Source organism: Mycolicibacillus trivialis (assembly GCF_002102395.1).
Classification (GTDB): Bacteria; Actinomycetota; Actinomycetes; order Mycobacteriales; family Mycobacteriaceae; genus Mycobacterium; species Mycobacterium triviale.
In genome coordinates this window covers 132,791-156,630 of record NZ_LQPZ01000044.1, presented here as the reverse complement: position 1 = coordinate 156,630, position 23,840 = coordinate 132,791, and the positions used below count along the sequence as shown (strand labels likewise).

20 protein-coding genes are annotated in these 23,840 nt (G+C 71.0%); 14 read left to right on the top strand and 6 right to left on the bottom strand.

The features are described from left to right. The first annotated feature begins 27 nt into the window (after positions 1-27). The 5 genes from AWC30_RS15885 to AWC30_RS15865 all read left to right on the top strand — a co-directional run bounded on the left by AWC30_RS15885 (position 28) and on the right by AWC30_RS15865 (position 5,619). Complete coding sequence (locus AWC30_RS15885) at positions 28-666, top strand: TetR/AcrR family transcriptional regulator (RefSeq protein ID WP_085111191.1); 639 nt, start codon at positions 28-30, stop codon at positions 664-666. Beyond that, positions 663-1,787, top strand: coding sequence for an alpha/beta hydrolase (locus AWC30_RS15880; protein WP_372507095.1), 1,125 nt, complete (start codon positions 663-665; stop codon positions 1,785-1,787). Before AWC30_RS15885 ends, AWC30_RS15880 begins: the two co-directional genes overlap by 4 nt. Further along, on the top strand, positions 1,778-2,764 hold the full coding sequence (locus AWC30_RS15875; protein WP_085111230.1) for a 2-hydroxyacid dehydrogenase: 987 nt from the start codon (positions 1,778-1,780) through the stop codon (positions 2,762-2,764). The genes AWC30_RS15880 and AWC30_RS15875 overlap by 10 nt, the downstream gene beginning before the upstream one ends. A gap of 9 nt (positions 2,765-2,773) precedes the next feature. Beyond that, positions 2,774-4,966: an acyl-CoA dehydrogenase family protein gene (locus AWC30_RS15870; RefSeq protein WP_085111190.1), complete on the top strand. Its 2,193-nt coding sequence runs from the start codon at positions 2,774-2,776 to the stop codon at positions 4,964-4,966. 143 nt (positions 4,967-5,109) lie between these two features. Beyond that, a complete protein-coding gene (locus AWC30_RS15865) occupies positions 5,110-5,619 on the top strand; it encodes a DinB family protein (protein ID WP_085111189.1) in 510 nt (169 codons plus the stop codon). A 107-nt stretch (positions 5,620-5,726) separates the two neighbouring features. Here AWC30_RS15865 and fadD2 read toward each other — a convergent pair whose 3' ends face one another. Beyond that, the gene (gene fadD2, locus AWC30_RS15860) at positions 5,727-7,397 is read right to left on the bottom strand and encodes a long-chain-fatty-acid--CoA ligase FadD2 (RefSeq protein WP_085111188.1); all 1,671 of its coding nucleotides are present in this window, start codon (positions 7,395-7,397) and stop codon (positions 5,727-5,729) included. Between fadD2 and AWC30_RS15855 the strand changes: the two genes are divergently transcribed. The 6 genes from AWC30_RS15855 (at position 7,396) to AWC30_RS15830 (ending at position 15,733) form a co-directional block, all read left to right on the top strand. After that, a complete protein-coding gene (locus AWC30_RS15855) occupies positions 7,396-11,043 on the top strand; it encodes a hydantoinase B/oxoprolinase family protein (RefSeq protein WP_085111187.1) in 3,648 nt (1,215 codons plus the stop codon). The genes fadD2 and AWC30_RS15855 overlap by 2 nt on opposite strands. A 32-nt stretch (positions 11,044-11,075) precedes the next feature. After that, on the top strand, positions 11,076-12,047 hold the full coding sequence (locus AWC30_RS15850; RefSeq protein WP_085111186.1) for an ABC transporter substrate-binding protein: 972 nt from the start codon (positions 11,076-11,078) through the stop codon (positions 12,045-12,047). A 74-nt stretch (positions 12,048-12,121) separates the two neighbouring features. Beyond that, positions 12,122-12,772, top strand: coding sequence for a 5-oxoprolinase subunit B family protein (locus tag AWC30_RS15845; protein WP_085111185.1), 651 nt, complete (start codon positions 12,122-12,124; stop codon positions 12,770-12,772). A 19-nt stretch (positions 12,773-12,791) separates the two neighbouring features. Next, positions 12,792-13,727 carry a 5-oxoprolinase/urea amidolyase family protein gene (locus tag AWC30_RS15840; protein ID WP_085111184.1) on the top strand — a complete coding sequence of 312 codons (936 nt, stop codon included), beginning with the start codon at positions 12,792-12,794 and terminating at the stop codon, positions 13,725-13,727. A gap of 10 nt (positions 13,728-13,737) precedes the next feature. Then, positions 13,738-14,283 carry a GNAT family N-acetyltransferase gene (locus AWC30_RS15835; RefSeq protein WP_085111183.1) on the top strand — a complete coding sequence of 182 codons (546 nt, stop codon included), beginning with the start codon at positions 13,738-13,740 and terminating at the stop codon, positions 14,281-14,283. A gap of 4 nt (positions 14,284-14,287) precedes the next feature. After that, positions 14,288-15,733 (top strand): MFS transporter, encoded by a 1,446-nt coding sequence (locus tag AWC30_RS15830; protein WP_109562100.1) that lies wholly within the window; start codon positions 14,288-14,290, stop codon positions 15,731-15,733. Here AWC30_RS15830 and AWC30_RS15825 read toward each other — a convergent pair. Next, positions 15,645-16,901, bottom strand: coding sequence for an NAD(P)/FAD-dependent oxidoreductase (locus tag AWC30_RS15825; RefSeq protein WP_085111182.1), 1,257 nt, complete (start codon positions 16,899-16,901; stop codon positions 15,645-15,647). The genes AWC30_RS15830 and AWC30_RS15825 overlap by 89 nt on opposite strands. A gap of 242 nt (positions 16,902-17,143) precedes the next feature. Here AWC30_RS15825 and AWC30_RS15820 point away from each other — a divergent pair, with 242 nt between their 5' ends. The 3 genes from AWC30_RS15820 (at position 17,144) to AWC30_RS15810 (ending at position 20,466) form a co-directional block, all read left to right on the top strand. Further along, positions 17,144-18,559, top strand: a complete 1,416-nt coding sequence (locus tag AWC30_RS15820) for an MFS transporter (protein WP_085111181.1) — start codon at positions 17,144-17,146, stop codon at positions 18,557-18,559. Positions 18,560-18,646: 87 nt separating this feature from the next. Then, positions 18,647-19,783: a uroporphyrinogen-III synthase gene (locus AWC30_RS15815; protein ID WP_085111180.1), complete on the top strand. Its 1,137-nt coding sequence runs from the start codon at positions 18,647-18,649 to the stop codon at positions 19,781-19,783. Further along, a complete protein-coding gene (locus AWC30_RS15810; protein ID WP_337333779.1) occupies positions 19,768-20,466 on the top strand; it encodes a sirohydrochlorin chelatase in 699 nt (232 codons plus the stop codon). Before AWC30_RS15815 ends, AWC30_RS15810 begins: the two co-directional genes overlap by 16 nt. Here AWC30_RS15810 and AWC30_RS15805 read toward each other — a convergent pair. The 4 genes from AWC30_RS15805 to nirD form a co-directional block, all read right to left on the bottom strand. Next, a complete protein-coding gene (locus AWC30_RS15805) occupies positions 20,449-21,978 on the bottom strand; it encodes a bifunctional aminoglycoside phosphotransferase/ATP-binding protein (RefSeq protein ID WP_085111179.1) in 1,530 nt (509 codons plus the stop codon). The two genes, AWC30_RS15810 and AWC30_RS15805, sit on opposite strands and share 18 nt — an antisense overlap. Continuing rightward, positions 21,975-22,871, bottom strand: a complete 897-nt coding sequence (locus tag AWC30_RS15800; protein ID WP_085111178.1) for a universal stress protein — start codon at positions 22,869-22,871, stop codon at positions 21,975-21,977. Before AWC30_RS15800 ends, AWC30_RS15805 begins: the two co-directional genes overlap by 4 nt. A gap of 159 nt (positions 22,872-23,030) precedes the next feature. Further along, the gene (locus AWC30_RS15795) at positions 23,031-23,366 is read right to left on the bottom strand and encodes a cupin domain-containing protein (RefSeq protein WP_085111177.1); all 336 of its coding nucleotides are present in this window, start codon (positions 23,364-23,366) and stop codon (positions 23,031-23,033) included. 79 nt (positions 23,367-23,445) lie between these two features. After that, positions 23,446-23,838 carry a nitrite reductase small subunit NirD gene (gene nirD / locus AWC30_RS15790; protein WP_085111227.1) on the bottom strand — a complete coding sequence of 131 codons (393 nt, stop codon included), beginning with the start codon at positions 23,836-23,838 and terminating at the stop codon, positions 23,446-23,448. Between the last annotated feature and the right edge of the window lie 2 nt (positions 23,839-23,840).

The following is a 23,840-nucleotide window of genomic DNA, read 5'->3' as shown; positions in this document are numbered from 1 at the left end:
ACTAGCGACGATCTCAGGGGGCCACCGGTGCCGACCGCATCCGACCAGAGCGCCCCCACCGAGCGCGGCAGGCAGACCCGGGCCGCCATCGACGCCGCCGCCCGATCCCTCATCGCCCGCCGGGGGATCCTGGCGACCACGATCGCCGACATCGCCGCGGAGTCACGCCGGTCGGCGGCGTCGTTCTACAATTACTACGACTCCAAAGAAGACATGCTGCGCCAGTGGGCGCTGCGCTTCCGCGACGAAGCCGGTGACCGCGCCACCGCCGCCACCCGGCACGGGCTGTCCAACCGGGAACGGGCCCACGAGATCGCCGCCGCCCACTGGCACACCTACCGCCATCGACTGGCGGAGATGATCGGGGTGTCGCAACTGGCCATGATCAACGACGATTTCGCCCGGCACTGGGCCGAGATCTGCGCCATCCCCATCGGTTTCATCACCGAAACCGTGCGCCGCGCCCAAACCGACGGCTACTGCCGCGACGACGACCCGCGCCTGCTGGCCGAAGCCCTGGTCGCGATGTTCAATCAGTTCTGCTTCGTCCAACTCAGCGGCATCGGATCCGAGCGTGACGCCCCCGCCCCCGACGACGAGGCGTGTATCGCCACCCTGGCCCACGTCTTCTACCGCGCCATCTACTGCACCGAGGAGCAGCCGTGACCCGCACCGTCGAGATCAGTCGCGAGTTCATCGGACTGCCCTCCCCCACCGCACCGCGCGCCGGCGCCGGCGGGCACCCCTGCCAGGGCATCTATCACCGCGCGAAGGGCCACCGGCCGACGGTCGCGTTGATCGCCACGCACTACCAGATCGACTTCTCCGAGCATTACCTCGCCGAGTACATGGCTGCCCGCGGCGTCGGATTCCTGGGCTGGAACACCCGCTTTCGCGGGTTCGAGAGCAGCTTCCTGCTCGACCACGCACTCGTCGACATCGGTGTGGGGGTGCGCTGGCTGCGCGAGGTCGCCGGCGTGCAGACCGTGGTGCTGCTGGGCAACTCCGGCGGCGGCTCGCTGATGGCGGCCTACCAGTCGCAGGCGGTGGACCCCAACGTCACCCCGTTGCCCGGTATGCGACCCGCCGCCGGACTGGACGAACTTCCCCCCGCCGACGGCTACATCGCCAGCGCCGCCCACCCGGGTCGCCCCGAGGTGCTCACCGCCTGGATGGACGGCGCCGTCGTCGACGAGGCCGACCCGGTGGCCACCGATCCCGCGCTGGACCTGTTCACCGGTGAGCACGGCCCGCCCTACAACCCAGACTTCGTCGCGCGCTACCGGGCCGCCCAGGTCGCCCGCAACCACGCCATCACCGACTGGGTGGAGGCCGAACTCGACCGGGTGCGCGCGGCCGGCTTCTCCGATCGGCCGTTCACCGTGATGCGCACCTGGGCGGATCCGCGGATGGTGGACCCCACCTTGGAGCCGACCAACCGGCCCGCCAACCGCTGCTACGCCGGCGAGCCGGTCAAAGCGAACCGGTCCGCCCGCGGCATCGCCGCCGCGTGCACCCTGCGCAACTGGCTCGGCATGTGGAGCCTGCGGCACGCCCAGACCCGTGCCGAACCGCACCTGGCCCGGATGCACTGCCCGGCCCTGGTGATCAACGCCGACGCCGACACCGGGGTGTTCCCGTCGGACGCCCGGCGCATCCACGACGGTCTGGCCGGCACCGACACCACGCTGCGCACCCTGGGCGCCGACCACTACTTCACCAACCCGGGTGCACGCGATGAGCAGGCCGACCTGGTCGCCGAATGGATCGGCGCACGATGGCGTTGAGGGTCCTCGCGCACTTCATCCCGGGACGTCGGGCCCGCGAGATCGTCGCAGCGGAGGCCGACTGGCTCGACGTCCGGTTCTGCGCCGACGACGACTCCGCCGAATCGCTGGCCACGCTGCGCGCGGAGCTTCCCGCCGCCGACGTCATCTGGCACGTGCTGCGCCCGTTGACCGACGCGGATCTGGCCGCCGCCAGCAGGGTGCGCCTGGTGCAGAAACTGGGCGCCGGGGTGAACACCATCGACGTCGACGGCGCCACCGCCCGCGGCATCGCGGTGTCGAACATGCCCGGCGCCAACGCCCCGTCGGTCGCCGAGGGGACCGTGGCCCTGATGCTGGCCGCGCTGCGCCGCGTCCCCGACCTCGACCGCTTGACCCGCGCCGGCCAAGGCTGGCCCCCCGACCCCGGCCTCGGCGACACGGTGCGCGACATCGGCGGGTCCACCGTCGGGCTGGTCGGCTACGGCAACGTCGCGCAGCGGGTGGCGACGATCGTCGCCGCGATGGGCGCGCAGGTCCTGCACACCAGCACCGGCGACGACGGCCGGCCCGGCTGGCGGCCGCTGCCGGAGTTGTTGGCCGCCAGCGACATCGTCTCGCTGCACCTACCGTTGACCGACACCACCTACCACCTGCTCGATGTCGACGCGCTGTCGTTGCTGCGCCCGGGTGCGGTGCTGGTCAACACCGCCCGCGGCCCGATCGTCGACGAGGCCGCCCTGACCGACGCGCTGCGCTCCGGCCGGATCGCGGCAGCCGGGCTCGACGTGTTCGACACCGAACCGGTGGACCCGGCGAATCCACTGCTGACCCTGCCCAACACGGTGTTCAGCCCGCACGTCACCTGGTACACCGTCGACACGATGCAGCGGTATCTGGCGGCGGCGATCGACAACTGCCGCCGTCTTCGGGACGGCGAGCGGCCCGCCAACGTGGTCAACCCGGTGGACGTTCCCAACCGACCGGTTAATAGATAGGGTGCCTACATGCCGATTGCGATCAACACCGAACATCAGGATCTGGCCGACTCCGTCAAGGCCTTCGTCGCGAAGGTAGCACCCTCGGAGACGCTGCACGCCGCCTTGGAGACCCCGGTCGACAACCCACCGCCGTACTGGGCCGCGGCCACCGGCCAAGGCCTCTCGGCGGTGCATCTGCCGGAGGACGTCGGCGGGCAGGGCTTCGGGCTCCTCGAACTGTCCGTGGTGCTCGCCGAGTTCGGCTACGGCGCTGTCCCCGGACCGTTCGTCCCGTCCGCCATCGCCAGCGCCCTCATCGCGGCCCACGACGCCGGCGCCGCCCCGCTGGCCGGCCTGGCCTCGGGCGAGACCATCGCCGCCTACGCGCTCGACTCCCAGTTGACCGCCACCCGTTCCGGCGACACCCTGGTGATCCGCGGCGAGGTCCGCTCGGTACCCGCCGCCGCGCAGGCATCGCTGCTGGTGCTGCCGGTGGCGATCGACAGTGGTGACGAGTGGGTGGTGCTCGAGGCCGAGAAGCTCGAGATCGAGCCGGTGGAGAGCGTCGACCCGTTGCGCCCGATCGCCCACGTGCGCGCCAACGCCGTCGAGGTCGGCGCCGAGGCGGTGTTGAGCAACCTCAACAGCGCCCACGCCCGCGCGTTGATCACCACGCTGCTGTCCGCCGAGGCCGTCGGCGTCGCCCGGTGGGCCACCGACACCGCCGCGGCCTACGCTAAGATCCGCGAACAGTTCGGCCGGCCGATCGGCCAGTTCCAGGCCGTCAAGCACAAGTGCGCCGAGATGATCGCCGACACCGAGCGGGCCACCGCCGCGGTGTGGGACGCCGCCCGCGCACTCGACGACGTCGCCGAGAACGGTTGGGACAACGCGCACGCGGAGTTCGCGGCCGCGGTCGCCGCCACCCTCGCTCCCGCCGCCGCCCAGCGCTGCACCCAGGACTGCATCCAGGTGCACGGCGGAATCGGCTTCACCTGGGAGCACGACACCAACGTCTACTACCGGCGTGCCCTGCTGCTGGCCGCCGCCTTCGGCCGACGCGGCGACTACCCGCAGCAGGTGGTGGACACCGCTACCGGCACCGGCATGCGCAAGGTCGACATCGACCTGGACCCGGACACCGAGGCCCAGCGCGAGGAGATCCGAGCCGAGGTGGCCGCACTCAAGGCGATGCCGAGTGACGAACGCACCGTCGCGATCGCCGAAGCCGGCTGGGTGCAGCCGCACCTGCCCAAGCCGTGGGGGCGCGACGCCACCCCGGTGGAGCAGATCATCATCGCCCAGGAGTTCTCCACCGGCCGGGTCAAGCGCCCACAGATGGGGATCGCCGCCTGGATCATCCCGTCGATCGTGGCCTACGGCACCGACGAACAGCAGCAGCGCTTCCTGCCGGCGACCTTCCGCGGCGAGATGGTGTGGTGCCAGTTGTTCTCCGAACCGGGCGCCGGTTCCGACCTGGCCAGCCTCACCACCAAGGCGGTCAAGGTCGACGGCGGCTGGCGGATCACCGGGCAGAAGATCTGGACCTCCGCGGCCCAGTTCTCGCAGTGGGGCGCGCTGCTGGCCCGCACCGATCCCGCCGCGCCGAAGCACAACGGGATCACTTACTTCCTGCTGGACATGAAGACCGAGGGAGTGACGGTCTCGCCGCTGCGCGAGCTGACCGGCGGCGCCATGTTCAACACCGTCTACCTCGACGACGTTTTCATCCCCGACGAGCTGGTGCTCGGCGAGGTCGACCGCGGCTGGGAGGTCAGCCGCAACACGTTGACCAACGAGCGGGTCTCGATCGGCGGCACCGAGATGCCCTTCCTGGCCACCCTCGATCAACTGGTGGAGTTCGTCCGTGACGGCCAGTTCGACGCCGTGGCGCAAAACCAGGCCGGCCGGCTCATCGCCGAGGGCCACGCCGCCAAGCTGCTCAACCTGCGCTCGACCCTGCTGACCCTCGCCGGTGGCGACGCCATGCCGTCGGCGGCGGTGTCCAAGCTGCTGTCGATGCGCACCGGGCAGGGCTACGCCGAGTTCGGCGTCGCGTCCTTCGGCGCCGACGCCGCTATCGGGGATTCTGAGCAGGAACCGGGTAAGTGGACCGAATATCTGCTGTTCAGCCGCGCGACCACGATCTACGGCGGCACCTCGGAGGTCCAGCTCAACATCATCGCCGAGCGGCTGCTGGGCTTGCCCCGGGACCCGTAAACCGAGCCGACAAAGTACGGTGCCCCTGAAATCGACACCGTAACGGCGAAAACGGCCCTTTTTTGCGGGGATAGCGCCGCTGGGCTGTCGATTTCAGGGATGACCGCGCCGTCGTGGCGGCCGGCCGCTGCTAGATTGACGCCGTGTCCGCACCTCCGCGCCTTCTCGCCGGTGAGCAGGCCACTGGCGGCGAGCGTGAGACGCTGGCGGCGTTCCTCGACGGCTACCGCGACATCGTGGTGGCGAAAGCGGCGGGCTTGTCCGACGAGGCGGCGCGCCGACACCTGGTTCCCTCGGCGACCACCGTGGGCGGATTGGTCAAGCATCTGCGCTGGGCCGAGCACGGCTGGTTCGGCCAGGTGCTGCGCGACCGCACCGGCGAGAACCAGCGCAGCCACGGCCGGGAGTGGGAATTCGACTTCCGCACCGAGGAATCCCTACCGGTGCTGGTGGCCGAATACCAGCAGCAGTGTGCGGAGTCCCGGCGGGCCGCCACCGGTCTGACGTTGGAGCACACCGTGCCGCACACCCGCCTCGGTGCGGTGTCGCTGCGCTGGATCTACCTGCACATGATCGAGGAGACCGCCCGGCACGCCGGCCACCTGGACATCCTCCGGGAGCAACTGGACGGCGCCACCGGGTTCGGCCCCTGACGCCGTCTTCGGCACACGGCCGCACCCTCACGCGAGAGTGAAGTTATGCAGACCGCCTCTCGACCTTTTCCTGCATGGCTTCATTCTCGCGGGCGGGCGGCGCTCATTTACAGCTCGCGCAGCTCGCGTTTGAGGATCTTGCCGGTGGGGTTGCGCGGCAGCTCATCGAGGAAGAGCACGTCGCGGGGCACCTTGTAGCGGGCCAGCCGCTCCTTCACGTACAGCTTGATGGCGTCCTCGTCGACCTCGGAGCCCTCCCTGCGGACCACGAAGGCCCGCAGCCGCGCTCCCCACTCGCGGTCCTCGACACCGAGGGCAGTGGCCTCCACGACCTCGGGGTGCCCGCTGATGAGGTCCTCCACCTCAGCGGGGAAGACGTTCTCCCCACCGGAGACGATCATCTCGTCATCGCGGCCGCTGACGAACAACAGACCGGTCTCGTCGAAGTACCCGACGTCCCCCGAGGAGAGCAGGCCGTCGATGATCTGCTTGCCGCCGCCGCCGGTGTAGCCCTGGAACGGGAAGAAGTTGCCGACGAAGATCCGGCCCACCTGGCCCTGGGGCAGTTCGTTGCCGTTGTCGTCGAGGATCTTGACCTTGACGCCCTTGACGACCGGCCCGACGGTGGCCGGGTCCCGTTTCAGGTCCTCGGGGCCGGCGATGGTCGCGAACGCCACCTCAGTGGACCCGTACATGTTGTAGATGACCGGGCCGAGGTCGTCCATCGCCCGGGCTGCGAGTTCCCCGCCGAGCTGGGAGCCGGAGACGAACACGATCCGCAGCGCCGACAGGTCGGGCTTCTTCTCGGTCTTCTCCAGCTCGTCGAGGATCCGCGCGAGCATCACCGGGACCACGATCATCGCGGTCGCCTTGTGCTCCGCGAGGTCCTGCAGCACGGTGGCGGGCTTGAACCGTCGGCGCAGCACCAGCGTGGACCCGAAGAACATCGCCAGTGTGGCGTGCAGGTAGCCCAGGGCGTGGAACATCGGTGACGGCAGCGACGTCACCTCCCCGGCCCGGAACGGCACGTGGGACAGGATCCCGCCGATCGGCGCCAGGGTGGGCGGGGTGCTGCGGTTGGCGCCCTTGGGCGTTCCGGTGGTGCCCGACGTCAGGATGATGATCGACGCGTGCTTGGTCACCTTGGGCGGTGGGGCGGTGCTGCTGCGCGCGATCAACTCGGCCAGCGTCTCGTCGGTGCTGCCCGACGGGGTGTCGGTGTCGGGGTTCTTCGCCAGGGCCCGCAGTTTGCCCAGCGGCGGTTCGGCCTGGGCGACGGCGGCGGTGTACTCGTCGTCGTAGATGATCAGTTTGGCGCCTTCGCGCTCGGAAACGTCCTTGATCTGCGGGCCGGAGAACTCGCTGTTCAGCAGGATCAGCCGGGCGCCGACCCGGGCGCAGCCGTAGTTGGCGATCAGGAACCAGCGGTGGTTGCGGGCCAGGATCGCCACGCCGTCGCCGCCGCGGACTCCCATCGCGACCAACCCGTTGGCCACCGCGTTGGCGGCGTCGTCGAGTTCCTTGAAGGTGATGCTGCCGTCATCGTCGATGACGGCGCGACCGTTGGGGTTGCGGCGGGCGTTGAGCGCCGGGATCATGCCCAGCTCGCCCCAGCGCACCGCATCGCTGATCGCTGCGGCGATGATCTGCGGTGACCCCACCTTCAGGGCCCCGGAGCTCAAGATCTTGCGCAGATAGTGCAACTCGGCGGCACCGCGCTCGGCGAACAGCTGAAATTTGTTGATGACCTGCCCGGGAAGGTCCATGGCGTTGAACATGACCTCACTTTATGTGACGCCGGTCGCAGCCGGTCGTCGAATTACCATCGGGCAGGTGGGCGACGGCAACTGGCAGTTCTGGGTGGACCGCGGCGGGACGTTCACCGACATCGTGGCCCGCCGCCCCGACGGTCGGCTGCTCACCCACAAACTGCTCTCGGACAACCCCGCCCACTACGCCGACGCGGCCGTCGCCGGGATCCGCGCCCTGCTCGGGGCGGACGCCGAGCAATCCATCGCCGAGGAGGTCGGGGCGGTGCGGATGGGCACCACCGTGGCCACCAACGCGCTGCTCGAACGGGCCGGGGAGCCGACTCTGCTGGTGATCACCCGCGGCTTCGGCGATGCGCTGCGCATCGCCTACCAGAACCGGCCGCGGATCTTCGACCGGCACATCGTGCTGCCCGAGCCGCTCTACGCGCGGGTGTTGGAGGTCGACGAGCGGGTACACGCCGACGGCACCGTGCTCACCGCGCCCGACCCGGCCCGGATCGAGCGGCAACTGCGCCACGCCCACGCCGACGGGCTGCGCGCGGTCGCGGTGGTCTGCCTGCACAGCTACCTCTACCCCGATCACGAGCGGTTGATCGGGGCGCTGGCCGAGCGGGTCGGGTTCACCCAGGTGTCGCTGTCCAGCGCGGTCAGCCCGCTGATGAAGCTCATCCCACGCGGTGACACCGCGGTGGTCGACGCCTACCTCTCCCCGGTGCTGCGCCGCTACGTGCGGCAGGTGACCGGCGAACTCAGCGGCGTGCCGCTGATGTTCATGCAGTCCAACGGCGGACTCGCCGAGGCCGACCACTTCCGCGGCAAGGACGCCATCCTGTCCGGTCCCGCGGGCGGCATCGTCGGCATGGCACGGATGTCCGAGCTCGCCGGGTTCGACCGGGTCATCGGCTTCGACATGGGCGGCACCTCCACCGACGTCTCGCACTACGCGGGCGCCTACGAGCGGTTGTTCGCCACCGAGGTCGCCGGGGTGCGGTTGCGCGCCCCGATGCTGGACATCCAGACCGTGGCGGCCGGGGGTGGGTCGATCCTGCACTTCGACGGCAGCCGATACCGGGTGGGCCCGGATTCCGCCGGAGCCGCGCCCGGCCCGGCCTGCTACCGCGGCGGCGGACCGTTGACGGTCACCGACGCCAACGTGATGCTCGGCCGCATCCAGCCGGAACACTTCCCCGCCGTGTTCGGCCCGGCCGGCGACCAGCCGCTGGACGCCGCGACGGTGCGCGACCGGTTCCGCGCACTGGCCGGCCGCATCACCGCGGCCACCGGCGACGACCGGTCCGCCGAACAGGTCGCCGAGGGCTTCCTGCGCATCGCGGTGGCCAACATCGCCAACTCGGTGAAGAAGATCTCGGTGCAGAAAGGCCACGACGTCACCCGCTACGCGTTGACCACGTTCGGCGGAGCGGGCGGCCAGCACGCCTGCGCGGTCGCCGACGCATTGGGCATGCGCACCGTGGTGGTCCCGCCGATGGCCGGGGTGCTCTCCGCGCTCGGGATCGGGCTGGCCGACACCACCGCGCTGCGCGAGCAGGCGGTGGAACTCCCCGTCGGACCGGCCGGCCACGCCCGGCTGACCGCCTGCGCCGACGACCTGGAGCGCGAGGTTCGCGCCGACCTCGACGCCCAGGGCGTACCCGCACACCGGGTGGAGGTGGTGCGCCGCGCCCACCTGCGCTACTCGGGCACCGACACCGTCCTCGCGGTCGAAATGGCCGACCCGGCGACGATGACCGCGGCGTTCGAGGCCCGCCACCGCGCCATGTACTCGTTCACGCTGGACCGGCCGCTCATCGCCGGCGCGGTCGCGGTCGAGGCGACCGGGCGCACCGAGCAACCCGATCTCGCCCCGCTCGCAATCGCTGCGGGTGAGGCAGACGAGCCGGCGGCGGTGCCGTTGCACTGCGCCGGTGCCTGGCGCGATGCCCCGCTGCACCGCCGTGAGGCGTTGTCGCCGGGTGCGACGGTGAACGGACCGGCGATCGTGGCCGAGGCCAACGCCACCACCGTCATCGATCCGGGCTGGCGCGCGACGGTGACCGACGGCGGCCATCTGGTCCTCGTCCGGACCGAGGCCGCGACGGCTCGCGGAGCGTCCACCGCGGTGGACCCGGTGTTGTTGGAGATCTTCAACAACCTGTTCATGTCGATCGCCGAGCAGATGGGAACCCGGCTGGAGGCCACCGCACAGTCGGTGAACATCCGTGAGCGGCTGGACTTCTCGTGCGCGCTGTTCGACCCGGACGGCAACCTCGTCGCCAATGCTCCGCACATCCCGGTGCACCTCGGCTCGATGAGCACGACCGTCCGGGAGGTCATCGCCCGCCGCGCCGGCACCATGCGGCCCGGCCAGTCCTACGCCGTCAACGACCCCTATCACGGCGGCACCCACCTGCCCGACATCACCGTGATCACACCGGTTTTCGGTGCCGATGCAACCGAACTGCTGTTCTTCGTCGCGTCCCGCGGCCATCACGCCGAGATCGGCGGAATCACCCCCGGGTCAATGCCCGCCGACAGCACCACCATCGCCGAAGAGGGCGTGCTGTTCGACAATTGGCTGCTCACCGAGGACGGCGTGTTCCGCGAGGAGCAGACGCTGGAGTTGCTGGCGTCGGCGGAGTACCCGTCCCGCAACCCGGAGGCGAACCTCGCCGACCTGCGTGCCCAGATCGCGGCCAACCAGAAGGGCGTCGACGAGGTGCACGCCATGATCGGTGATTTCGGCCTCGATGTGGTTCAGGCCTACATGCGCCATGTGCAGGACAACGCCGAGGAGGCGGTCCGTCGGGTCATCGACCGGCTGCGCGACGGCGAATTCCGTTACACCATGGACTCCGGTGCCACCATCACGGTGCGCATCGAGGTCGACCGCGCCGGCCGCAGCGCCACCGTCGACTTCACCGGCACCTCAGCCCAGTTGGGTACGAACTTCAATGCTCCCGCCGCGGTGGCGACCGCGGCCGTGCTGTACGTGTTCCGCACCCTGGTCGCCGACGACATCCCGCTCAACGACGGCTGCCTGCGTCCGCTGCGCATCGTCGTACCGCCCGCCTCGATGCTCGCTCCAAAGCCCCCGGCGGCGGTGGTGGCCGGCAATGTCGAGACCTCCCAAGCGATCACCGGCGCGCTGCTGGGTGCGCTGGGCGTGCAGGCCGAGGGTTCGGGCACGATGAACAACCTCACCTTCGGCAACGCGGACCACCAGTACTACGAGACCCTCGGATCGGGTTCGGGCGCCGGCGACGGGTTCGCCGGGACACCGGTGGTGCAGACCCACATGACCAACTCTCGGCTCACCGACCCCGAGGTGCTCGAGTGGCGTTTCCCGGTGCTGGTGCGCGAGTTCGCGGTGCGCCACGGCAGCGGCGGGGTCGGCCGGTGGCCCGGCGGCGACGGCGCGGTGCGGCGCCTGGAGTTCACCGAGCCGATGACGGTGAGCGTGCTCTCCGGGCACCGCCGGGTCGCGCCCTACGGCATGGCGGGCGGCGGCCCGGGCGGACTGGGACGCAACACCGTGGTGCGCGCCGACGGCCGCGTCATCGAGCTGGGCGGTTGCGACTCGGTCCGGCTCGACCCCGGCGACACCGTGGTGATCGAGACCCCCGGCGGCGGCGGGTACGGGTCGCCGCGCTGACCCACGGGGGCCACGCGGGTTAGTCTGCCCCGGTGGCACAACAGTGGAGCCGGCGCGGCTTCTTCGGTGTCGCGGCGGCGGGGTTGATCGCCGCCGGGTTGCCCGCCGCCTGCGCCCGCACCGAAGACGACGAGGACGACCCCGGCAAGCCGGTCACCATCCGCCACCTGTTCGGCGAGACCGTCATCGACGGCCCGCCGGCCCGGGTGGTCAGCGCCGGCTACACCGGCCAGGACGACCTGCTCGCGGTCGGTGTGGTGCCCGTCGGGGTGACGTACTGGTTCGGCGACCAGCCGTTCGCGGTATGGCCGTGGGCCCGCACCCAACTCGGTGCCGCCGAACCGGCCGTACTCACCCTCGATGCGGGGATCGACGTCGACGCCGTCGCCGCACTGGAGCCGGACCTGATCGTGGCCACCAACGCCGGGGTGGACGCCGACACCTACGCCGCCCTGTCGGAGGTGGCGCCGACGGTGCCGCAGAGCGGGCCCGACGCCTTCTTCGAACCGTGGCGCGATCAGGCCGCCACGATCGGCCGGGCGGTGTTCGCCGGCGAGCGGATGCGCGGCATCATCGACGGAGTCGACGCCCGGTTCGCGTCGGTTGCCGAGGCGCACCCGCAGTTCCGGGACCGCACGGTGATGCTGCTCGACGGTCGCCTCGAACGCGGGGAGGTGGTCGCCGCCCAGGGGTGGCGCACCGAATTCCTCACCGCGATGGGGCTGCGCGTCGCCGACCGACTCGGCGAGTTCGGCGACGGAGTGCGTGCGGTGATCCCCCGCGACCGGATCCGCCAGGTCCTCGACACCGCCGACGTGGTGATCTGGACGACCGACTCCGAACCCGACGCCGATGCGCTGCGCGCCGACCCGGAGATCGCGGCGGTCCACACCCCCCAGGTCTTCACCCCGCCGGAGCTCTCCGGGGCGATCGCATTCGCCTCGCCGCTGAGCTACCCGGTGGTGGCCGACCAACTGCCGCCGCTGCTCATCGACGCGCTCTGAGCGGTTGCTAAGGCCGTTCTGGCAAGCTTCGAAAACCCCTTACCCGGGCCGCCGTCGAGCGTTACCGTCGGGCCATGGGCGCGGCATTGGATCTGACCGTCTCCGACGCGGTCCTCGACTACGGCGACCGGGCGCTGCTGCTGCAGTTCGCCAGCACCGCCGAGGTGTTGGCCTGGACCGCGGCGGTGCGCAAGGCCGAACTTCCGGGCGTGCACGACGTGGTGCCCGCGTCCCGCACCGTTCTGCTGAAACTGGAAAGCCCTCGATACCAGGGCGCCACCCGGCAGCGGCTGCGGCGCATGCAGGTGATCGCCGACGACATCCAGACCGGTCCGCCGCCGGCCGGGGCCGACGTGGTGATCGACGTGGTCTACGACGGCCCGGACCTGCCGGTGGTCGCCGAGCACACCGGGTTGAGCGTGGCGCAGATCATCGACGCGCACACCGCGACGCCGTGGCGGGTGGGGTTCGGCGGCGCCATCCCCGGCTTCGCCTACCTCACCGGCGGGGACCCGCGACTGGCGATTCCGCGCCGCGCCGAGACCCGCGACCTGGTCCGCGCCGGGTCGGTGGCGCTGGCCGGGGAGTTCAGCGGGATCTACCCGCGCGAATCACCCGGCTGGTGGCAACTGATCGGCCGCACCGACACGGTGGTGTGGGACATCACCCGCCCCTCCCCGGCGCTGTTGACACCGGGCATGTGGGTGCAGTTCCGGGCCGCTTAGCCGCCAGAAGGAGAACACGATGCCTACCCGAACCGCGCCCACCCTGGAGATTCTGCGCACCGGGCCGCTGGCGTTGATCGAGGACCTCGGCCGAGCCGGGCTGATCCATCTCGGCGTCACCCGCTCGGGCGCGGCCGACCTCGGCGCCCACACGCTGGCCAACCGGCTGGTGGCCAACCCCGACGACGCCGCCACCATCGAGGTCACCTTCGGCGGGCTGGCCGTGCGGGCGCGGGGCGGCGACGTCACGGTCGCGGTCACCGGCGCCGACACCGACCCCACCGTCAGCGGTGTGCCGTTCGGCACCAACAGCATTCACACCGTCGAAGACGGTCAGATCCTGTCCCTGGGCTCCCCGCACGCCGGCCTGCGCACCTACCTGGCGGTCCGCGGCGGCATCGACGTCCCCCCGGTGCTGGGTTCGCGCAGCTACGACGTGATGTCGCAGATCGGGCCGCGCCCGTTGCGCACCGGCGACGTGTTGCCGATCGGTGAACACAGCGAGGAATTCCCCGAACTCGACCACGCTCCGGTCGAACCGATCGACGAGCAGCTGCTGGACCTGCGGGTAGTGCCCGGGCCGCGCGACGACTGGCTGGAGCACCCCGACACGCTGGTCCATTCGATCTGGATGGTCACCGACCGCAGTGACCGCGTCGGCATGCGCCTGGAAGGCCGGCCGCTGCGGCTGCGCCGGCCGGACCGGCAGCTGCCCAGCGAAGGCACCACCCGCGGCGCCATCCAGGTGCCGCCGTCGGGGCAACCGGTGATCCTGGGCCCTGATCATCCGCTGACCGGCAGCTTCCCGGTCGCCGGTGTCGTCGTCGACGACGACCTCGACAAGCTGGCCCAGATCCGGCCCGGCCAGCACGTCCGCCTGCATTGGTCCCGGCCGCGCCATGCCGAAGACCACCATTCGGACGCTTCGGTCGCCGCGGCGGGCGGCACCTGGTAGACCGGGCAGTGTGCATGCCCAGGTTCACACCGCCCGTCTGATCCACACCTCCGATCTCGACCAGGACACCCGCCGCAGCGCACACCGGATGGTCATCGACGCCTACGACGGCGAACTGACCGACACCGAGTGGGACCACGCGCTCGGCGGTATGCACGCCCTGGTCTGGCGGCACGGTTCGATCATCGCCCACGGCGCGGTGGTCCAGCGCCGGATGCTGCACCGCGGCGTGGCACTGCGCTGCGGGTACGTCGAGGCGGTCGCGGTCCGGGAGGACTGGCGGGGCCAAGGGCTGGCGATCGCGGTGCTCGACGCCTGCGAGCAGGTGATCCGCGGCGCCTACCCGCTCGGCGCGTTGAGCTCCTCCGAACGGGGCCGGCGGCTCTACACGGTGCGCGGTTGGCTGCCGTGGCGCGGCCCGACGGCGGCGCTGACCCCCGACGGCCCGGTCCGCACCCCCGACGAGGATCGATCGGTGTTCGTGTTGCCGGTCTCGGTCGACCTGGACCCGACCGCGGAGTTGGCCTGCGATTGGCGCGACGGCGACGTCTGGTAGCCCGGTGAGCGACGCCTTCCCGCGGGCCCGCCGGGTGATCGACTGGGATCCCGAAGACCGGTCCGGGTGGGCGGCGGGCAACCGGCGCGTCGCCCGCCGGAACCTCATCGCGTCGATGACCGCCGACCATGTCGCGTTCTCGGTGTGGGCGATCTGGTCGGCACTGGTGCTGCTGATGCCCACGTCGGTCTACGGTCTGTCGCTGGCCGACAAGCTGCTGCTCGGCGCGGTGGCCGCGTTCGTCGGCGCCCTGGTCCGCATCCCGTATGTCTTGGGGCTGGCGCGATTCGGCGGTCGCGCCTGGACCACGTTCGCCGCGCTGATCCTGGTGTTGCCGACCGGGCTGACCTTGGTGTTGCTGACCAACCCGGGCCTGCCGTTCTGGGTCTATCTGGTGTGCGCCGCGGCGACCGGACTCGGCGGCGGCAACTACTCGGCCTCGATGGTCAACGTCAACGCGCTCTATCCGCAGCGCCTCAAGGGCACCGCGCTGGCGGTCAACGCCGGCGGCGGGAACCTGGGCGTGGCGGTGGTGCAGGTCGGCGCCCTGCTGCTGCTGGCGGCGGGCAGCGCCCACCCGCACTGGATCTGCGCCGGCTACCTGGTGGTGTTGACCGCGGTCGGGGTCATCGCGCCGCTGTTCATGGACGACGTGGCCCATCCGCTGCGGCTTCACCACTTCCCCACGATCCTCGCCGACCGCCGGTCCTGGGCCGTCGCCGTGCTCTACGGCTGCACCTTCGGCTCGTTCCTCGGATTCGCGTTCGCGTTCAGCCGGGTGCTCTACATCAACCTGGTCGCCGGCGGCCACAGCGGCGCCGACGCGAGGCTGCAGGTCGCGCAGGTCGCGTTCGTCGGCCCACTGCTCGGCGCGGTGGCCCGCGTCATCGCGGGGCGGGTCGCCGACCGCCACGGCGGCGGCCGGGTCACCCTGGTCGGCTTCGCCGGCATGGTGGTGACCGCCGCGGGGCTGCTGGCGGTGAGCATCCGCGACGGTCGCCTCCCCGGGCCGGCCGACACCGCCACGCTGGTGGGTTATCTCACCGGTTTCCTGGTCCTGTTCGTCTTCTCCGGCCTGGGCAGCGGCGCGGTGTTCACCCTGGTCCCCGCACTGTTCGAACCGGTCGGTCAGCGCACACCCCGGGCACTCCAGCAGACCGAATCCCGGGCGCTGTCCGGGGCGCTGATCGGCTTCGCCGGCGCCTTCGGTGGACTGGGCGCGGTCGCGGTCAACCTGGTGCTGCGGCATTCCTACCTGGCCACCGGGAACGAGACCCGGGCGTTCGCGATCTTCCTGCCGTGTTATCTGTTCGCGTTCCTGCTGACCTGGCGGCTGTTCGTGCGCCCGAAACCGGGAAGCGTCAGCCCGCGACCAGCCGGTCCAGCGGGACCCGCGGGTCCGCCAGCCGCCCCGGATCGACCGGGACCCGCGAGAGCACCAGGGCCTTGATGTCGTCGACCACGCCGGGAACGTTGACGTTCATCCCGGCCAGCACCCGATGCTGCGCGTCCACCCAGAACGCGATGAACTCGCGCCCCGGTCGATCGCCGCGGAACACCACTCGCCGGTAGCCGGCCGCGTACCCCACGTATTCCATTCCCAGGTCGAATTGGTCGGTGAAGAAATACGGCAGGTCACGGTATTCGCCCGGGCGCCCCAGCATGCCCGACGCGGCCACCACGGGTTGTTTACGCGCGTTGGCCCAGTGCTCGACCCGCACCCGGACGCCGAGGATCGGGTGCTCGGCGGCGGCGATGTCCCCGGCGGCGAAGATGTCCGGGTCGCTGCTGCGCAGACCGGCGTCGACCAGCACCCCGCCCATCCCGGTGGCCAACCCGGCACCTCGTGCCAGCTCGAGGTCCGGGGCCGCACCGACGGCCGCCAAGACGGTGTCCGCCGGCACCCGTGTCCCGTCGGTCAAGCGGAGCTCGCCGGCGGTGATGTCGCCGACCTGCGCCCCCAACCGCAGGTCCACCCCGTTCTCACGATGCAGGCGCGCGAACTCGGTGCCCAACTCGGGGCCGACGGCGTTGACCAGGGGGATCTCCGACCGGCCCACCACGGTGACGTCGACGCCGCGCTGTCGGGCGCTGGCGGCGACCTCCAAGCCGATCCAGCCCGCCCCGATCACCGCCAACGACGACCCCTCGGTCAGGAGTGAGTCCAGTTCCACAGCATCGGCATAGTCGCGCAGGTATTTGATCCGCCCCGCGTTCGGTCCGGGAGTCTTCAACCGGCGTGCCCGGGACCCGGTGGCCAACAACAACTTGTCGTAGCGGACGGTCTCGCCGGAAGCCGATCGCACGGTGTGCGCGACCGGGTCCAGCGCCTCAACCCGGACGCCGGTGCGGAGATCGATGCCGTGGTCCCGGTACCAGTCCTGATCGTGGAAAGTGAAGTCCGCCAGCCCGAGCCGCTGGTCTGCTTCGGCATAGTTCTGCGCGATCGGTGACGTCTTGGGCGCCAGGAACTCGAGCGACAACGGGATCCGGTCGTAGGGAAGCCGGGGTTCGTCCCCGATCAGGATGATGTCACCGGTGAAACCGTCGGCGCGCAAACTCTCTGCGGCCTTGACCCCGGCGATACCGCCCCCGACGACAACGAAGGTCTTCGACACCTGCGTCTCCTCTTCCCGTGACCGCGAATCGGCCGACCGGGCATCGACAGCCGCGCATCGGCTTTCCGGGTCACGTTGTGACCGTCGTCACCTCGCCGGCGGCCCCGTCGGCGGCCCCACGCCCACCGTATCGGGAGGGGTTTCCCGGCGGTTTCACAGCGCGGAGTAACAGTTCTGACACACCGGATTTCTAACCTGGCTGGCGGTACACCCGAACCCGGATCGGACCGTGAGGAGAGTGCATGGCCAGCCGACACCGCATCGAGCACTGGGACCCCGAGGACACCGTCGCCTGGGAGGCCGGCAACAAGCGCATCGCGCGCCGCAACCTGGTCTGCACGGTCGCCGGCGATCACGCCGCGTTCTCGATCTGGTCCCTGTGGGCGGTGATGGCGCTGTTCATGCCCGAGAGTGTCTTCGGCTTCTCGCCCGGCGACAAACTGCTGCTCGGCGCGGTCGCCACCTTCGTCGGCGGATGCGCCCGAATCCCCTACACGTTGGGCCTGGCGAAATTCGGCGGCCGGAACTGGACGGTGTTCTCGGCGCTGGTCCTGCTGGTCCCCACCGCCGGGACGCTGTACCTGCTCGACCATCCCGGACTGCCGCTGTGGATGTTCGCGGCGTGTGCCGCGCTGACCGGGCTCGGCGGCGGCAACTACTCGGCCTCACTGGCCAACGTCAACGCGTTCTACCCGCAGCGGCTCAAGGGGGTGGCGCTGGGAATCAACGCCGGCATCGGCAACCTCGGTGTGGCCGGAATCCAGCTGGTGGGCCTGCTCGTACTGGCCACCGCGGGCAATCGGGCGCCCTACTGGGTCTGCGCGGTCTACCTGGTGGTGCTGGCCGCGGTCGCGGTCGCCGCGGCCCTGTTCATGGACAACCTCGATCACACCATCGAAGTGGGTCACATCCGGTCGATCCTGGCCGTGCCGGACAGCTGGATGATCACGCTGTTGTACACCTGCGCGTTCGGTTCCTGGATCGGGTTCGTGTTCGCCTTCGGGCAGGTGCTGCACGTCAACTTCGAAAGCACCGGGCAGTCCCCGGCGCAGGTGTCGCTGCATGTGGCTCAGATCGCCTTCCTCGGCCCACTGTTGGGTGGCTTGGCGCGGGTCGCAGGCGGCAAGCTCGCCGACCGGCTCGGTGGGGGCCGGGTCAGCCTGTGGGTCTTCGGCGGCATGATCGGAGCCACCGGCCTGCTGGTGGCGTTGAGCGTCCACGACGACTACATGCACGGACCCAACCACGTCTATGGCGCCACCCATACCCTCACCATGATCGGATACATCGTCGGGTTCATCGCATTGTTCGTGCTGGCCGGGATGAGCAACGGGTCGGTGTTCAAGTTGATCCCCTCGGTGTTCGAGGAACGCAGCCGCGCACTGGATCTCAGCGAGACCGAGCGGCAGCACTGGGCGCGCACCCACGCGGGCGCGCTGATCGGGTTCGCCTCCACCATCGGGGCTCTGGGTGGTGTGGGCATCGACCTGACCCTGCGCCAGTCCTACGCGAGTACTGGTTCGGAGACCACCGCGTACTGGATCTTCTTGGCGTTCTACGGCATTGCGGCGGTGTTGACCTGGGTACGATACGTGCGCCGGACACCGGCCACACCGCCGCCGGTCCGTGAACCGGAGCCGGTGCCCGCCCTCTTGTGAGCGATCTCGCAGAGACGCTGAGCTCACGCAATGGCGCGGCAATCGCGGTGTAACACAACGGAAATGCCGGACGCATAAACCGGACACATGAGCCGAGGACCGCTTACCGGTTACCGGGTCGCGGTGACCGCCGCGCATCGCGTGGCGGAACTCTGCGCCCTGCTGAGCCGCGCCGGCGCGGCGGTGAGCACCGCACCGGCGATCGAGATGGTCGCACTGCCCGACGACACTGAGTTGCGCCGGGCCACCGCCGCACTGATCGCCTCGCCCCCCGAGGTGTTCGTCGCCACCACCGCGCTGGGCTTGCGGGCCTGGATCGCGGCGGCCGACGGCTGGGGCGTGGCCACCGACCTGCTGGCATCCGTCGCCGGTGCCCGGATCCTGTCCCGCGGACCCAAGGCCACCGGCGCGCTGCGGGCCGCCGGCTTACGCGAGCACTGGGCACCGTCGTCGGAGTCCTCGACCGACCTCCTTGCCCACCTGCTGGCTGACGGCGTCGCCGGCCGGCGGGTCGCGGTGCAGACGCACGGGTTGGCCGATGACCTCGACCCCGCGCCGCACCTGCTTTCGGTGCTGGCCGACGCGGGAGCACAGCTGATCCCGATCCGCACCTACCGGTGGGCACTGCCGCCCGCCGGCGGCCCGCTCGACCGGGTGATCGGCGAGGTCGTCCGGCGCCGGGTCGACGCGGTGGCCTTCACCTCGGCGGCGGCCGCCCTGGCGCTGTTGTCACGTGCCGATGAGCTCGGGCTCACCGAAACGGTGCACGAGGCGTTGCGCGGCGATGTCGCCGTGTTCTGCGTCGGGCCGCACTGCGCCACGCCGCTGGCCCGCCGGCAGATCCCGGTGTCCTGCCCGGACCGTTCGCGGTTGGGTGCGCTGGCCCGCCACATCGGCGAGGAGTTGCCGCGGCTGGCCCGCCGCGTCGTGCACGCGGGCGGGCACGTCATCGAGATCCGCAACGCCGGTGTGGCCGTCGACGGAACGCCTCGGGCGGTACCGCCGTCGGCGATGGCGGCGCTGCGCCTCCTGGCGCGTCAGCCCGGTGCGGTGGTGACCCGGGCGGAATTGTTGCGGGTCCTGCCGGGCACGAGCAGCGACACCCATGCGGTGGAGACCGCGGTGCTTCGGCTCCGGACGGCGCTGGGTGATCGCGGCATCGTGGGCACCGTCGTCAAACGCGGGTACCGGCTGGCCGTCGACGACCGGTGCGGTGCGGCGTGAACCGGGTCCTGGTGGCCCACGGCTGCCGACACGCCTCGGGTCTCGCGATGATCGAACACCTCGCGGATCGCGTCGGTGCGCGGCTCGGGGATCCGGTGCAGGTCGCCTTCGTCGATGTCGCCGCACCGTCCCCGGCCGAACTGCTGAGCAGGCTCGGGCCGGGCCCGGCGGTGGTGGTGCCCGCGTTCCTGGCCCGCGGCTATCACGTGCGTACCGACCTGCCCGCCCAGATCGTGGCCAGCGGGCACCCGGAGGTGACCGTGACCCCGGCGTTGGGGCCGGGTCCGGCACTGGTCTCGATGCTGGTCGATCAGTTGGCCGACGCGGGCGCCCCGGACGGCGGGCCGGTGGTGCTGGCGGCGGCCGGCAGTTCCGATCCGGTGGCCCGCGCGGACCTGGACCGAACGTCCGCGCTGCTCGCTGCCCGCTTGGGCCGGCCGGTACGGTTGGCCTTCGCCGCCGCCGGCGCTCCGACCGTGGCCCAGGCGGTTCGCGTCGCCCGGGCCGCCGTGCCGGGCGCCGCGGTGACGGTGTTGTCCTACCTGTTGGCGGACGGCTTTTTTCAGGACCGGTTGCATGCGTCGGGGGCCGATCTGGTGACTTCTCCGTTGGCGCATCGACCGCAGCTGGCCGAAGCCATCGTCGGCCTGTTCCGCGGAGCCGCGTTACCCGCCGCGGCGTGAGGCGGGTTCGGCCCCGCGCCACCGGCTCTCCGCCGCGGCCACCGCGTCCTGGACCGGGCCGCCGGTATCGATGCGGTGGGCCTGCGGCCAGTCCTCGGCGTCGGTCCCCCACTGCCGGGCCAGTTCGGCGGTGGCGTCGGAGGGATGGTCGGCGCTCCGGTTTCCGACGCGTCGCGCGGCGACCTCGGCTGCAGCGGTGCAACACAGTTCGATCAGGCTCGCCCGGGTCTCCCCGGCCACTGCCCGGGCCTGCTCACGCCGGTCGGGGTCTCGCCAGGTGCCGTCGAGGATCACCGGTCGGCCGCGCTCGAGCAGTGCCCGGGCCCGCCGCAGCATTTCCTCGTAGACCGCGTTCACCTGGTCCGCTCGGTACAGTCCGGCGTCGCGGGTTCCGGGTTCGCCACCGATGCGGCCCCGTCGGACAAGCTCTTTGCGCACCTCATCGGTCGAGATGACCCGAGCATCGACCCGCTCGGCGAGGAGACCGGCAACGGTGGTCTTGCCGGTTCCCGGCCCGCCGCCGACCAGCGCCAGCCGCACCGCGGAACTCCGCAGGTGGTCCACGGCCATCGCCAGATGGGTGTGGGCGGCCGCCCGGGACTCGGCATGCCCCTGGCCGAACCGGACACAGTCGGTCTTCGCCCGGACCAGGGCCCGGTAGGCGATGTAGAAGTCGACCAACGATTCCGGCGCCGGATCGTCGGCATGGTGGCGGTACCGCGCCAGCAGAACCTCGGCCAGGTCCCGGCGGCCGAGGAACTCCAGATCCATGGCGAGAAAAGCGATGTCGTCGATCGCGTCGACATGCCGAAGGGCGTCGTCGAACTCCAGACAGTCGAGGATCTCGATCCCTTCGGGCAGGCAGAAGATGTCGTCCGTCAGCAGGTCGCCGTGGCCGTCGACGATGCGGCGGTCCGCGATGCGCTGCTCGAACAGGGCGGTGCGTCCGTCGAGGTAGCGATCGGCCAGCAGTTCGATCTCGCCGAGCAGCGCCGGATCGACCAGGTCGGAACGAAACGGGGCCAGTTCCCGGATATTGGCGTGCCATCGCCGGCGCACCGCCGCGACCGTGCCCTGCTCGTCGATCACCGGGCCACGCTTGGCGGCGGTGTGGAACCGGGCGAGGATCCCGGCGATCGCATCGAGCACGTCGTCCACGGGCTCGCCGGCACGCACTTTCGCGGCCAGTCGGGCGCTGTCGGGGTGTCGGCGCATCACGATGACCGGTTCGGCAGGCCCGTCGCCCGGCCCGCTCAGGTGTGCCACCCCCAGGTAGCTGCGTGGTGACAGCCGACGGTTGAGTTCCACCTCCCGGAGGCAGACCTGCTCCCGTTTCTCCGGCGTGGCGAAATCCAAGAAATCCGTGGTGACCGGCTTCTTCGCCTTGTAGGCCCGGTCTCCGACGAGAACGACGATGCCCGAATGGGTTTCGTGGATCTGTGGACCCTGGTGCGGTGCCTCGTCGACCGGGTCGACGGGGTTGACGGGTTCGCCGCGGTCCGCTGCCGTCATGGCCGCCGGGCGACGATCACCGGGATCTCGGCGGCGTGCACCACCGCGCGACTGACCGAACCGAGCAGCATCCCGGTGAACCCGCCGCGGCCGTGGCTGCCCACCACGATCAGTTGTGCGGACTCGGCGTGTTCGAGCAGGTGATGGGTCGGTTGCCCCCAGACCACCACCCGTCGTACCGCGACGTCCGGGTAGCGCTCCTGGTAGCCGGCGAGCCGCTCGGCGAGGACCTGCTCGCCGCGGGTGACCAGATCCGACCACTCGTCGCCGGTGACCCCGACCAGGTCGGCGTCGTGCCAGGCGTGCAGCGCGGTGAGCCCGACACCGCGTACCGACGCCTCGGCGAAGGCGATCTCGGTGGCCAGCTCGGAGGCGCGGGAACCGTCGACGCCGACCAGGACCGGCAGCTCCGCGGCATTCTTTCCGCGCTCGTCGTCGCCGTGGATCACCGCGACCGGACCGCGGGCGTGCTGGACCAGCCCGGCACTGACCGAGCCGACCAGGGTGCGCCGGACCGCCCCGAGGCCCCGGGACCCGACCACCACCAGGGAGGCATCCTTCGACATGTGCACCAGGGTGGGAACCGGCTGCGCCCAGATCGTCTCGGTGCGCACCTCCGGTCGCGGGCCGGACCCGACGGTGGCTTCGACGACCTCCAGCGCGTCGCCGAGCACGCGGCGGGCCTCCCGCTCGTAGGGTTCGCGCAGCGACACCGGGCTGGCGTCGACCTCCCAGGCGATGGCCTGCGCCTCGACCTGCGCCACGGTGATGGCGAGCACCACGGTGAGCGGTTGCTGGTGGCGTTGCGCCGCGTCGACCGCCCAGCGCAGCGCCGCCCGGGCCGGTCCCGACCCGTCGTAGCCGACCACGATTCCCCGTTGGGTCGCAGACATCGCCGTATTCCTTCCGATTGGCGTCCCACCCGGGCACACCCGAAGTGCGCGTGGGCCCGCGTGCGACGTTGCCGGGCGTCTCCTCCGGCTTCTCTCCCCTTTGTACCCGGCCGGTATCGCCGCCGGGTGCGTTCGCGGGTGGGGCGGGCCTGCGGTCGGTCAGCGACTCTTCTTGGCCACCGTCAGCAGCACCACCGAGTCCTCCAGGGCCTCCAGCGCGTGAGCGCCATCGGGGATGATCAACAGATCGCCGACCCAGCCGATCCATTCGTCGGCTCCGGCGCTGAGCCGTACCCGGCCGGTGAGCACCTGCAGGGTGGCGTCATCGAGGGTGGTGTGCTCATCGAGGCGGTGCCCCTGGGCCAGCGCGATGACGGTCTGACGCAGGGTGTGTTCGTGGCCGCCGAACACCGTGTCCGCGCGCCGGCCGCTGGCCTCGGTCTTGGCGCGGTGCAACTGATCGCGGGCCAGCGCTGTCAACGAGAATTTGTTCATCGGCTTCGCCTCGATCCGTCGTCGGGCCAGGTGATCCGAGGCTACCGCCGAGGTGTCCGCGCCGCGGCGAGTTGACCGATCAGGCGGCCACTCCGGCCCCGGCGCGCCCGACCGCCACCAAGCCCTCGGCGGTGACCCGGGCGGCGTACACCGGCACCGCCGCCCGCGGGTCGTCCAGGCAGCTGCCGTCGTCGAGGTCGAAGAGGTGCTTTTTCAGCGGGGAGGCGACCACGGCGCGGCCGCCGCGGTCACCGACCAGCCCGCGGGAGAGCACTCCGGCACCGAAGAACGGGTCGATGTTGCCGATCGCCCGGAGCGATCCGTCGGCGAGCCGGAAGAGGGCGGCCTGCTCGCCGTCGTCGAGCAGCACGGCCACTCCGCGGCCGGGGATGAGGTGCTCGTAGCGGCAGGCCGTGGTCCACCCGGCGGAGTCCGCCGCGGAGTCGAACCGGTCGGTGTCCAGCAGGGTCATGA

Excerpts from the sequence above, each read along its gene's own strand:
- AWC30_RS15875 (WP_085111230.1), top strand. The coding sequence starts at position 1,778 with ATGGCGTTGAGGGTCCTCGCGCACTTCATCCCGGGACGTCGGGCCCGC.
- AWC30_RS15870 (WP_085111190.1), top strand. The coding sequence starts at position 2,774 with ATGCCGATTGCGATCAACACCGAACATCAGGATCTGGCCGACTCCGTC.
- AWC30_RS15855 (WP_085111187.1), top strand. The coding sequence starts at position 7,396 with ATGACCTCACTTTATGTGACGCCGGTCGCAGCCGGTCGTCGAATTACC.
- fadD2 (WP_085111188.1), bottom strand. The coding sequence starts at position 7,397 with ATGTTCAACGCCATGGACCTTCCCGGGCAGGTCATCAACAAATTTCAG.
- AWC30_RS15845 (WP_085111185.1), top strand. The coding sequence starts at position 12,122 with ATGGGCGCGGCATTGGATCTGACCGTCTCCGACGCGGTCCTCGACTAC.
- AWC30_RS15840 (WP_085111184.1), top strand. The coding sequence starts at position 12,792 with ATGCCTACCCGAACCGCGCCCACCCTGGAGATTCTGCGCACCGGGCCG.
- AWC30_RS15820 (WP_085111181.1), top strand. The coding sequence starts at position 17,144 with ATGGCCAGCCGACACCGCATCGAGCACTGGGACCCCGAGGACACCGTC.
- AWC30_RS15815 (WP_085111180.1), top strand. The coding sequence starts at position 18,647 with ATGAGCCGAGGACCGCTTACCGGTTACCGGGTCGCGGTGACCGCCGCG.
- AWC30_RS15805 (WP_085111179.1), bottom strand. The coding sequence starts at position 21,978 with ATGACGGCAGCGGACCGCGGCGAACCCGTCAACCCCGTCGACCCGGTC.
- AWC30_RS15800 (WP_085111178.1), bottom strand. The coding sequence starts at position 22,871 with ATGTCTGCGACCCAACGGGGAATCGTGGTCGGCTACGACGGGTCGGGA.
- AWC30_RS15795 (WP_085111177.1), bottom strand. The coding sequence starts at position 23,366 with ATGAACAAATTCTCGTTGACAGCGCTGGCCCGCGATCAGTTGCACCGC.
- nirD (WP_085111227.1), bottom strand. The coding sequence starts at position 23,838 with ATGACCCTGCTGGACACCGACCGGTTCGACTCCGCGGCGGACTCCGCC.